At 29.4% G+C, this 12,155-nt stretch carries 8 protein-coding genes and 2 tRNA genes; 2 read left to right on the top strand and 8 right to left on the bottom strand.

Annotation, left to right across the window (positions count from 1 at the left end; translation table 11 throughout):
* Positions 1-121: 121 nt before the first annotated feature.
* Positions 122-3,904 (bottom strand): helicase-exonuclease AddAB subunit AddA, encoded by a 3,783-nt coding sequence (addA, locus tag RYO54_RS08845; protein ID WP_315117674.1) that lies wholly within the window; start codon positions 3,902-3,904, stop codon positions 122-124.
* 166 nt (positions 3,905-4,070) lie between these two features.
* On the opposite strand from addA, the gene RYO54_RS08840 reads away from it, so the two are divergent.
* On the top strand, positions 4,071-4,304 hold the full coding sequence (locus RYO54_RS08840) for an alpha/beta-type small acid-soluble spore protein (protein ID WP_315117670.1): 234 nt from the start codon (positions 4,071-4,073) through the stop codon (positions 4,302-4,304).
* Between the two features lie 135 nt (positions 4,305-4,439).
* Here RYO54_RS08840 and RYO54_RS08835 read toward each other — a convergent pair.
* The 6 genes from RYO54_RS08835 to RYO54_RS08810 form a co-directional block, all read right to left on the bottom strand.
* Positions 4,440-4,524 (bottom strand) — tRNA-Leu (locus RYO54_RS08835).
* Between the two features lie 41 nt (positions 4,525-4,565).
* The gene (locus RYO54_RS08830; RefSeq protein ID WP_315117668.1) at positions 4,566-5,114 is read right to left on the bottom strand and encodes a lytic transglycosylase domain-containing protein; all 549 of its coding nucleotides are present in this window, start codon (positions 5,112-5,114) and stop codon (positions 4,566-4,568) included.
* Entirely contained in the window at positions 5,098-5,742 is a 645-nt protein-coding gene (gene coaE, locus RYO54_RS08825) for a dephospho-CoA kinase (RefSeq protein ID WP_315117666.1), read from the bottom strand. Before coaE ends, RYO54_RS08830 begins: the two co-directional genes overlap by 17 nt.
* Positions 5,729-8,350 carry a DNA polymerase I gene (gene polA / locus RYO54_RS08820; protein WP_315117663.1) on the bottom strand — a complete coding sequence of 874 codons (2,622 nt, stop codon included), beginning with the start codon at positions 8,348-8,350 and terminating at the stop codon, positions 5,729-5,731. Before polA ends, coaE begins: the two co-directional genes overlap by 14 nt.
* A 21-nt stretch (positions 8,351-8,371) precedes the next feature.
* Complete coding sequence (gene aroC / locus RYO54_RS08815; RefSeq protein WP_315117660.1) at positions 8,372-9,517, bottom strand: chorismate synthase; 1,146 nt, start codon at positions 9,515-9,517, stop codon at positions 8,372-8,374.
* Positions 9,518-9,685: 168 nt separating this feature from the next.
* Positions 9,686-11,008, bottom strand: a complete 1,323-nt coding sequence (locus tag RYO54_RS08810; RefSeq protein ID WP_315117657.1) for a YjiH family protein — start codon at positions 11,006-11,008, stop codon at positions 9,686-9,688.
* A 215-nt stretch (positions 11,009-11,223) separates the two neighbouring features.
* Between RYO54_RS08810 and RYO54_RS08805 the strand changes: the two genes are divergently transcribed.
* Positions 11,224-11,311, top strand: a tRNA-Leu gene (locus tag RYO54_RS08805).
* Positions 11,312-11,377: 66 nt separating this feature from the next.
* Here the strand turns inward: RYO54_RS08805 and RYO54_RS08800 are convergent.
* Complete coding sequence (locus RYO54_RS08800; protein ID WP_315117655.1) at positions 11,378-12,151, bottom strand: hypothetical protein; 774 nt, start codon at positions 12,149-12,151, stop codon at positions 11,378-11,380.
* Positions 12,152-12,155: the final 4 nt, after the last annotated feature.

Below are 12,155 nucleotides of genomic sequence, written 5' to 3'. Positions count from 1 at the left end.
AGAGTTCTTATGCTGTGCATAACGGATGCTACATCCCTGGATAAGTTCTTCTAAGCTTCAGTTGGAGTAAGTATTCCTTTTAAGCAAACTTCATCTGAAGCTAAGAATCACTTGATACAAATTATATAAATATGAATTTATCTAAATAGAATAAATATAAATACTTCTCTTTTACTTTTTTTCCTGTAATCCTCTCTAAAGCTTCAGTATAATATTGTAACTGGAGTGCATACTTGTTCTTAATATCCTCTTCATTTTCTACATAATCCGTTTTATAATCTACAATTATCAATCCGTCTTCTTCCTCAAAACATAAGTCTATTACTCCTTGAAGTATTATTTTTTCTTCACCATATATATCCTTAGGTAAATCCTTATATAAATCTACACTTTTGATTTCAACGTAAAAAGGTGTTTCTTTACTTATCAAAGTTGACTTTTTTATCCTTTCTCCTAAAGGACTTTTGAAAAAATTCAATATCTTATATGGATTTATAACTTTATATTCTTCCTCAGTTATAAATTCATCCACTACCATGGCTTGAATTTGTTCTCTTACACTTTCTATATCCTCAGTTTTCTTTATATCTATATGCTCCATAACTAAATGAATTAAAGTCCCTATTTCTGCAGCGGTAAACTTCTTATACTCTTGTAAAAATATTGGTTTTTTTGATAGAATCTCTCCTACAACTTTTTCTGAATTTTCATCCTCTGTTTCTGAAAATCTCCTTTTAAGCTCTGATACTGAAAATTTTGCTGGTATATTACAAGAATGAATGTATTTATAATTCCAATTAAGTCTTTTTTCTATTTCTTCTTTGTATTCTTCATCTTTCTTTATAAGTCTTAAGGTTTCTAATTCTTTTAAAATATCTACTTCTTCCTTTTCTTCAATTTTAGATTCTATAGCTTCTTTTATATCCCATATTTTTACCTTCCATCTTGATGCATCCTTCACTATATTAGTGTATGGATTATTTATATCAGACTTTTCCCTTAGAAAAATACCATCCTCATGTCTACAAACAGCAGGCATGATCCAATCCATATAACTTTTCCCCTCTAGGATAGCGTATTCAGGTATCTTTCTTCCATCATCCATGCTTATATTACACCACTTTTTTATTCCATCTTCTATTTTACTTGTCATACCAGTAATAATTAATTTTTCTTTAGCTCGAGTAAATGCTACATATAATATTCTCATTTCCTCTGATAAGGTTTCTAATTTTATTTTTCTTTTTATTATCTCTTTAATTATAGTAGGGTAGGTTATTCTTTTTTCCAAATCTACATAATCAGGCCCAAGCCCTAATTGATGATGGAAGAGCATATTTTTTCTCATATCTTGAAGATTAAAATTCTTACCTACTCCTGAGAGGATTACCACTGGAAACTCCAATCCTTTACTTTTATGAATACTCATGATTCTCACTACATCTTCATTTTCTCCTAAAATTTTAGCACTTCCCATATCACCGCTGCTATTTTTTAATTTGTTTATAAAGGATATAAAATTAAACAATCCCCTATAACTAGTTTTTTCATATTGCTTAGCTCTCTCAAAAAGTACTCGTAAGTTTGCCTGCCTTTGTATTCCTCCTGGCATAGCACCAACATATCCATAGTATCCTGTATCCGTGTAAAGATGCCATATAAATTGGTCTATACTCATATGGAGGGATTTATCTCTCCAATCTAAGAGTTTGATTAAAAAACTTTCAATTCTGTTTTTCAAATCTTGATTTAATGCTTTTACATAATTTTTTTCATCCTCAGTACATAGTTCATCATCATCTATCTTTTTCAAAGCTTCATATATACTTGTTTCTCTATTAACTAGTCTTATATCAATGATATCTTCTGGAGTAAAAGAAAAAATAGGAGATCTTAATACAGCTAATAAAGGAATATCTTGTCTTGGATTATCTATAATTTGCAATAAAGATAAAATGGTTCTTATTTCCGTAGTTTCAAAATATCCTGAAGAAGTATCGGCGAAAACTGGTATACCTTTGTTGTTTAATTCCTCCATGAATATAGGTGCCATCTGAGAAGTAGCTCTCATTAAAATTACAATATCTCTAAACTGTAACTTTCTATACTCTTTAGTCCTTTTATCCAATATCATATAAGGATTTTCATCCTCCATAAGTTTTTTAATTATTTTCCCCACCATATTTGCTTCTAGCTGTATATTATCTGGTCTTTCCTCACTATCATAAAAAGCTCCGTTATTATCCTCTTCAAATAAAATCTCTTCACTATTTTTATTTAGTTTCTCCATAATATGAATTTCTATAGGTCCAGCATGATTAATCTCTTCTTCTGGTGATTTGTAGTCCGCTCCAAGATTTAATTTTTCGCCATCATCATATTCTAATTCACCTATGTTCTTTGACATTACTTGAGTAAATATATAATTTACTCCATCTATAACACCTTCCCTACTTCTAAAGTTTTTAAATAGCTTTATCTTTCTATTTAAACTATCCTCCTCTAATAAGTAGGTATTATATTTATGTAAAAATAACTCCGGTTTTGCCTGCCTAAATCTATAGATACTTTGCTTAACATCGCCAACCATGAACATATTTGGGATGGTTAATTTTTCTTCTTCTAATTTTATGTTCTGCTGTCTGGATACGGAGTTTAATATTACTTCCTGTACTAAATTACTATCTTGATACTCATCTACTAATATTTCTACGAATTTTTTTCTATATTCAATAGCCACTGCCGAGGGCATAGAATTCCCTTTTTTATCATAATCCGTTAATATTTCTAATGTATAATGTTCTATATCATTAAAATCCACTATATTCTTTTCTCTTTTTTTCTCTCTGTATCTTTTAGTAAATTCAATGACTAAATCCGTTAGACACTCTATTCTTGGATAAAGGTTTTTAAAGTTTTGCCCTATATTTTCACTACCTAAAAATATATCTTCTTTCATTTTAGATATTTTTTCTTTTACATTTGTTCTCACATCTAAAATACTTTCCTTTATCTCTATTAAATCTTCCGGTATTTTTTTTCTAGGTAGAGTTTTAAATTTTACATCTAAAATAATCTCTCTAATTTTATTCCAGTTATCACTGCTTAATATGTCATCTAATATGGCGAGATCTTCTTTGAATATTGGTAGGTAGTGCTCTAATCCTTCATTACTACTAGCTATATCAATGGATTTCTCCATCTTAATTTTAAATCCCTTTAATTCTACTTTTATATCATTTATCAATTCACTAGCCCATAGAGTATCATTAAAATCAAAATCATCATCTACATTAAAAATTTCTCTATTTTCTAATAACCATTTTTCAGGCCAAGGTAAACTTTGAGAAAAATTGTACAGCTCCTCTACCATATTCAGTACTCTTCTATCGTCTTTCCCACCATAGGATTGGACTAGTTCTAAAAAAATCTCTTTTTTAACTTCATCTTCAATTTCATACATATAATCAAATAATTCTTCTAGAGTTTCTCCCTTTAAAAGCAGAGTTTCTGTTTCATCTCCAACTCTAAAATTAGGATCAATATCTATCAAATGAAAATTATTTCTCATAATACTAAGACAAAAGGAATGTATTGTGGTTATATTGGCTCTATTAAGCAAGGTAAGCTGTCTTTGAAGTATTTTTGAATCAGGATTCTTATCCAACTCTTGAGATATAGCTTCCCCTATTCTTTCTTTCATTTCTGAAGCCGCTGCATTAGTAAAGGTAACGACTAATAATCTATCTATATCTGTTATATTCTCTTCATCCATTATTCTTTCTATTATTCTTTGAACTAAAACAGCAGTTTTCCCAGCCCCAGCTGCAGCTGCCACAAGTAAATTACAATTTTTAGTGTATATGGCACTTTCCTGTTCCTTTGTCCATTTCATATCTGCCATAATATTCTCCTCCAAATCTTTCATGTTAGAACATCTATTCTTTATTTTACCACAACTTATGTTTATTATGAAAAATGTGTATTATAATATTTGACTAAAATTTTCTTCACATATAAAAATACATTTTGTGAAAACTATTATTAAAATCATGAAAGGAGAGGATTTTATGTCAAGAAAAAGACTTTATGCTTCTGATTCAAGAAATACAATGGAAAAGCTTAAAATGGAAATAGCCAGCGATTTAGGTATTAATCCAAATTTTGAAGATAAAACTACTGCCCCATATATGGGGGATTACCCTTCAAACTTTGTTGGAAATCTAGCTAGTGCCGGTATGCTGGGTGGAGAAATGGTTAAAAGAATGGTTGAAGACCAGGAACGTAAGATGATAGATAAATAAAATTGCTATGCAATTTTACTAGTGAAAAATTTAGAGTGAAGAGTAAAGAATGTAAGATAAAATAAAAAGAATTCTGCAACTGCAGAATTCTATAAATAACTTTCACTCTTAATTTTTCATTTTTAATTTTTAAAATGGTGCGGATGACGGGACTTGAACCCGTACGAGTATTCCTCGCTACCCCCTCAAGATAGTGCGTCTGCCATTCCGCCACATCCGCGTTACAATAATATTATACTCTTAATAGGTTCCTTGTCAATATTATTTATCATATAAAAATTTGTAAATTTTATAATTTACTTTTACTTTCTTTACATATTTGTCTGTCTCTTTAAAAGGTATGTAGTGGAGATTTTTACTATCCTTTGAGTGTTCACTATCCTGTAACCACTTTTGAACGTTTCCTCTTCCTGCATTATATGCAGCAAGAACTACATCCATATTATCTCCAAATTCTTTTCTTAGATTATCTATGTACCAACATCCCATGGAAATATTATATTCTGGTTCAAATAACTTATCTAATGTGAAATTTTCCATCTCCATTTGCTCCGCAATCCACTCCCCTGTACTAGGAGTTACTTGCATTAATCCATAGGCACTTTTGTGTGATACAGCTTTAGGTTTAAAATTACTCTCAGCTTTTATTACCGAAAATACTATGTAAGGATCTATATCATACTCTTTTGAATATTTATATACTATATCTGAATATTTTAATGGATATAGCTTTTTCATTGCGTTTGGAACTTGTTTTATTGCTACGATAATTATTAAAATGAATATTATAGTTTTAATTAATTTCTTCAATTGCTCCTTTCACTCCCCGCAAATCATTGATGAATTGAATTAGTGTGTCTATTTGTGCTTCTGTTTCTTCTATGGTTTTAGTATTATCTATGACAAAATGAGCCATTTCTCTTTTTTCCTTCAATGATATTTGAGCATTTATTCTATTTATCACTTCTGTGTCTTCTAATTTATCCCTATGTTTCACTCTATTAAATTGAGTTTCTTCATCTACCCATACTACCACTATGAAATCCATAACTAAATGCATATTTTGTTCGAATAAAGTGGGGGCATCCAACACACAGATTTTTTCACCATTACATTGGCATTTATCAAACATACCATAAATTTCTTTATTGATATAGGGAATAATAATAGATTCAAATTCTCTTCTTTTTTCTTTTGAAGAAAATATAAATGACCCAAATTCTTTTCTTTTTAAATTTCTATTTTCATCCACAAACTCACTGCCATACTTTTCTTCTATTTCCTCTATGATGTGAGGATATTTTTTTAAAACATCTCTCGAAATAACATCACAGTCAATAATAGATATTCCCTTTTTTTTAAGAATTCTAGATACTGTACTTTTTCCACTACCTATTCCACCGGTTAAACCTATTTTAAATATTTTATTTTGCTTCATACCAGTTTTCTCCCTCATCTATATCTACTTCTAGGGGAACATTTAATTCTATTACATTCTCCATGGATTCCTTAAGCAAGGATTTTACTTCATCTAACTCATCCTTATATACATTTAAGATAAGTTCATCATGAACCTGTAAAATTAAAGTACTTTTTAACCCTCTGCTTTTTAATTCATTATAAACCTTAACCATGGCCATTTTAATTATATCCGCGGCACTTCCCTGTATAGGACTGTTCATGGCTAATCTTTCTCCAAAAGCTTTTACCATTTTCTTAGAATTTAATATTTCAGGTATAAATCTTCTTCTATTTAATATTGTGGTTACATACATATCTTTTTTAGCCTTTTCTATTGCATCATCCATATAGGTTTTAACCTTTGGATATCTTTGAAAATATGTATCTATATATTCTTTCGCTTCTTTTCTAGAAATATGCAAATCTTTTGCCAAGCTAAAATCTCCTATACCATAAACAATTCCAAAATTTACAGCTTTAGCATTACTTCGCATAGTAGAAGTAACCTCCTCTAGTGGAACTCTAAACACTTCTGCTGCAGTTTTAGTATGTATATCGCTATGATGCTTAAAGGCGTCAATCATGTTTTCATCTCCTGCAATATGTGCAAGAACCCTTAATTCTATTTGTGAGTAATCACCAGATAAAATGACACATCCATCATCATTTGGTACAAAAACCTTTCTAATCTCTTTACCCATTTCATATTTTATAGGTATGTTTTGGAGATTAGGTTCCGTACTTGAAAGCCTTCCTGTAGTTGTTACAGTTTGATTAAAGCTTGAGTGTATCCTTCCATCTTCATCTATTACATTTTTTAACCCTTCAACATATGTGGAATATAGCTTAGCCAATTGTCTATAATATATTACTTTTTCTATTATAGGGTGTTTATCCTCTAATTCTTCTAACACTTCTGCATTAGTTGAATATCCCGTTTTAGTCTTTTTTATTACAGGTAAATCCAGTTTCTCAAATAGTATTTTTCCTAATTGTTTTGGTGAGTTTACATTAAATTCTTCATCAGCTAAATTATATATTTCCTTTTGAATTTTTTCTATTTCTATTGAAAACTTTTCACCTATATGCGTTAATGTTTCCTTATCAACTTTAAATCCTTTAACCTCCATAGATGCCAACACCCTTGTAAGAGGAAGTTCCACTTCGTAATAAAGTTTTTCCATATTCAAATCTTTAATTTGTAAATTTAATTCATTATATAAAGATTTTAATAATGATGTTTGAATTATCCTCTCTTCTTCATCATTATTTATTACTATTTTAAGATATTCTCTAATTAAAGTATTTAATTCATAGTCTCCCCTTGAGGAATTAATTAGATATGCAGCTACTTTCGTATCAAATACTACAGCCCTTAAGTCTATACCCATTTTATACAAAATAGCATAGGGTATTTTTACATCATGACATATTTTCTTTATATCTTCATTTTCAAAAATTCTCTTCAAACATTCAATAGAAGCTTCATGGTTCTCTTCTAATATATTTTTTAAATTTATTAAATAATTATTGTCCTCATTATTTAAATAAATATTTTCTATTAAACTTTTGGAAAATACATTCTCATTAGCATTTTTAAAAGTAACAAAAATTTCTTCACCTATAGATTGACACAAATCTTTTAGTTTATCCACATCATCAACAACTATATAGTCAACTTTTAACTCTTCTGCCTTTTCTATGCTTTCATTAGACTTTGGCATTCTATCTAAAAGGGATTTAAATTGAAGATCTATAAATAATCTCCTTACCCCTTCTTCATCATAATTCTCTTTAGATTTTATACTTTCTAAATCTATATCCACTGGAACATCTCTCATAATAGTGGCAAGCCTTTTACTAAAGATCGCTTGCTCTCTATTGTCAAATAAGTTTTCTTTTACTTTTTTCCCACTTATATTATCTATATTCTCTAAAACATTTTCTATGCTGCCGTATTCTTTTATTAATTTAAATGCAGTTTTTTCTCCTACACCTGGTACTCCCGGTATATTATCTGATGGATCCCCCATTAGACCTTTAACATCTATAAACTGAGTTGGAGTTACACCCATCTCTTCAATCATTCTTTTCCCATCATATATTTCTTTTTCAGTTATGCCTTTTTTAGTCAATACTACCTTTGTTTTATCTGAAGCTAACTGCAATGCATCCTTATCTCCTGTAACAATATAAGTCTCTATATCATGCTCCTCTGCAACTTTAGATAAAGTACCTATTAAGTCATCAGCTTCAAAGCCATCAATTTCGAAAATATCGATAGCTAACTTACTTAATAAATCTTTAACTATTGGAAATTGTTCTCTTAATTCTGAAGGCATCTTTTTTCTTCCAGCTTTATAGTCCTCATATTCATTATGTCTAAAGGTAGGTGCGCTTCTATCAAAAGTACAAACTACATAATTAGGGGTTAATTCCTCTTTCATTTTCAATAACATATTAGTAAATCCATAAATTGCATTAGTATGTAATCCTTCATTATTAGTTAACAGTGGTAGTGCATAAAAAGCTCTATTCATTAAACTATTACCATCCAGTATTAACATCACTTCTTTAGTGCTCATCATTATCTCTCCTATCAAGCATTACTTTAGATACACGGAATCTCTATAATTTTTTACCGCCTTTTTAAAATTATCAAATTCATCATTAGGAAATTTTCTTAAAAGCTCTTTTAATATATCAAAAGCTACTATACTTTCCAATACTATTGAAGCTGGAACTACTGCACATACATCTGAGCGTTCATATCTTGTAGTTTTTTCTTCTCTAGTTTTTAAGTCTATTGTTCTTATATCTTTTTTTATAGAGGGTATAGGCTTAATAAACACTTTAATATCTATTTTTTCTCCATTTGAAACTCCTGCTTCTATTCCTCCACAATTATTAGTATCTCTAGAAATTTTTCCATCTTTATATAGTATTTCATCATTAAAACTACTTCCTCTTAAGGATAAGTCTAATCCATTTCCAAACTCTATAGCCTTTACTCCCTGTAAAGACATTATACCATAACTTAATATAGCATCTAATTTTCTATCCCACTGAGAATAACTACCTATACCTATAGGAACTCCCTTTACCGATACATAAACACTTCCCCCTATAGTCTCCCCCTCTTCTTTACATATATCAATTTTCTTCATAAAGCTTTTTTCAATTTCCTCATCATAGCATCTAACAGAGCTATTATTTATTTTTTCATATATTGTATCATCAAATAAATCTACTATTTCTTCATAGTTATTTCCTATGCTATTTACTTTGCTCCTTATATCTATTCCAATTTCTTTTAATATAGATTTACATAGAGCACCCACAGCTGTTCGAATAGCTGTCTCTCTTGCTGAAGTTCTTTCAATGGAGTCTCTTATATCCCCAGTACCATATTTAAAATAACCTACTAAGTCCCCATGTCCTGGTCTTGGGATACTTATTTTTTCCTCATTCTTTGGTTCTCTATCTATTATATTCTTCCATTTTTCGTAATCTTTATTATGAATCATCATGGTTATAGGATTTCCAGTGGTTTTTCTTCCTCTCAGTCCTGAAAGAATTTCAATCTTATCTTCCTCTATCTTCATTCTTTCTCCCCTACCATAACCTGTTTGTCTTCTCTTTAATTCATCATTTATATAATCTATATCAACTATGAAATTTGATGGAACCCCATCTATTATTGCAATTAAAGCCTTACCATGGGATTCACCGGCATCAAGAAATCTAAGCATATTAATCTCTCCTAATATAATAATGATATTATAATTATTATTTTACACTTTATTATATTATAATTCATCTTTTTTACCTATTTAAATACTATAAATTTTGTTTTAGAAGATTATAGTCAATATAAAACCACTAGGCAATACTATCCTAGTGGTTTACTAATTTTAAATTTATAGAATTAAATATGCTATTGGCGCTGTAATAATTAATGATAGGACCACTCTTTCAAACCATATTATAACTAAATCTTTTATATCCAAAGGTATGTCTGTTGATAGCATACATGGTATTGAAGCTGAGAAAAATAATATTTCTGATACACAAACTACAGCAATTATAAATCTTGTTACTAAAGGAGCATCAGCAACTACAATAGCTGGTAATAACATTTCTGCAATACTAACGGCACAAGCCTTAGCTGCTAGTAATGGCTCTGGTATTCTCAATAGAAATGTAAATGGATAGAACAAATATCCTACAAAATCAAACAAAGGAGTATATTTTGCAATAACTAATCCTAAAAAGCCTATGGACATAAGGGTTGGTGCTATACTTATGGCAAGCATAATGCCATCTTTGAAATTTATCACTATATTTTCCATAAGTGAAGGTGCCTTATCAGCAGCAATTATGCCTTCTCTCCATGCTCTTTTTAGAGCATTTCCCTTTTCTTCTGACTCCTTATCTCCTTTTATTCCCTCATAATATTCTTCTGGTTTTTTACTTAAAGGAAATAATCTTGCAGTTATAGCTGTCACTATAAAAGTAACTACAAGTGTTAACCAAAAATAAGTATTCCATAAGTGCATTATATCAAGAGTATTTGCTACAATAATCATAAAAGTTGCAGATACTGTTGAAAATCCGGTAGCTATTATGCAAGCTTCCTTTGTAGTATATTTACCTTCTTTATAAACTCTGTTAGTTATCAATAATGCCAGTGAATAACTTCCAACAAAAGATGCCACTGCATCAATAGCGGATCTCCCCGGAGTTTTCCATACTGGCTTCATTATTGGCTTCATCAATACTCCTACAAATTCCATCAATCCATAGCTTACTAAAAAAGCTAAAAACACAGAACCTATAGGTACTATAGTCGATACTGGAACAACAACTTTTCCAAATACGAAAGGAATCATATCTTTCTCAAATAATTTCTTAGGTCCTATTTCAAATATAGCCATATATACCACTACAATTCCTATGAGCTTTAATATGGAAAATATCTTATTAACCCTATTTTTATTCCAAGTTTTATTTATAAAAGGGTATATGCCTCCTATAGTTACAATAAGTGCTCCGTATATTTGATTATAATAAGGTATTTTTCTTATAGCATTTACTATGTGGTCAATAGGTATGGTGGTACTTTCACCTATGGTTATAGGTATGAAAAACATAAATATCCCTATGGCACTATAGACTATAAGTTTAAAAGCGTTATTTCCAGTGCTGCTTTTTAATTCAATTTGAAGATTGGAATCCCCCATTTATACTCCCCCTTTTTATGTAAACATAATACATATATTATATACCAAATTTATACACATTAAAATAGAACTTTTCCAAATATTTTAAACTATTCAAAATATTAAGCGATGCTTTCTTTTATAGGGATATTATTCTTTCATTTCTCTAATTATTATTGAAATGAAAATTTGCTTGACTTATATGTACATTTTATGTTATTATTTTTTTATCACGAGCCGAAGTGGTGGAATCGGCAGACGCGCCGGACTCAAAATCCGGTGGGCTATAAACCCGTGCGGGTTCAAGTCCCGCCTTCGGCACCATTGTAAATAAAAAACACTTTGAATGTAATTTTAAAGTGTTTTTTATTTTAGCTTTAATAAATATATCTATTTTCTTAATAATCGTCTAATATTTTTTCTGAAATTTTCTCTCTTGTTAGAATTCCAATTTCCTGGATGAGTTAATAATAATATTCTCTTATCACCATTGTCTATAGAATTATAAATTGATATATTATTTTTCCAAAAAGGTCTATACATATCATCAGATACATAACTATGAAAACTATTTAATAAATTTTCATCATAAGCTTCAATTAATATACCTAGATCATCATATTTAAAATGATTAAATATATGATGATTTGGTACACCTATTTCTCTATTATAAAAATCCCCATGACTTGCGATTGTTTTAATATCATAATTTTTAAATTTGTTTTTTATATTATCTTTAAACATTTCATAAATATTGTCCATATCTTCATTACTTAAAGAATCTTTATTTTTTATTTTATTTTTTTTACAATAAGTTGCTAGTTCTTCATAGTGGTACCCTACTTCCCCTCCCCAGTCTATAATTTCATCTGCAATCTCATAATCAAATGTATCAACTCTAAAATAATAAGAGGATTTTACTTTTAATTCTTTTTCTATCTCAATAAATTTTTTAGTACCTTTCAAATCATCATCTATATCATGTCTTAATATAACAATCTTTTTATCATCTTCATCTATTTTATTATAATAATTATTATAATAATCAATCATAGAGGTTAAATAATACCCCTTATCCACAGCGTATTTTAAAGCCTCTTTGTACTGATCAAATCTTTGAGGCATGATGAAATCTACATATATTCTTTCTAATATTACATTCATAAAA

Origin of the sequence: uncultured Clostridium sp. (assembly GCF_963515715.1) — a bacterium.
Taxonomy (GTDB): Bacteria; Bacillota; Clostridia; order Clostridiales; family Clostridiaceae; genus Clostridium_AW.
The sequence above is the reverse complement of the archived record's forward strand: the minus strand, read 5'-3'. Positions and strand labels throughout refer to the sequence as shown.

Excerpts from the sequence above, each read along its gene's own strand:
- addA (WP_315117674.1), bottom strand. The coding sequence starts at position 3,904 with ATGGCAGATATGAAATGGACAAAGGAACAGGAAAGTGCCATATACACT.
- RYO54_RS08840 (WP_315117670.1), top strand. The coding sequence starts at position 4,071 with ATGTCAAGAAAAAGACTTTATGCTTCTGATTCAAGAAATACAATGGAA.
- coaE (WP_315117666.1), bottom strand. The coding sequence starts at position 5,742 with ATGAAGCAAAATAAAATATTTAAAATAGGTTTAACCGGTGGAATAGGT.
- polA (WP_315117663.1), bottom strand. The coding sequence starts at position 8,350 with ATGAGCACTAAAGAAGTGATGTTAATACTGGATGGTAATAGTTTAATG.
- aroC (WP_315117660.1), bottom strand. The coding sequence starts at position 9,517 with ATGCTTAGATTTCTTGATGCCGGTGAATCCCATGGTAAGGCTTTAATT.
- RYO54_RS08810 (WP_315117657.1), bottom strand. The coding sequence starts at position 11,008 with ATGGGGGATTCCAATCTTCAAATTGAATTAAAAAGCAGCACTGGAAAT.
- RYO54_RS08800 (WP_315117655.1), bottom strand. The coding sequence starts at position 12,151 with ATGAATGTAATATTAGAAAGAATATATGTAGATTTCATCATGCCTCAA.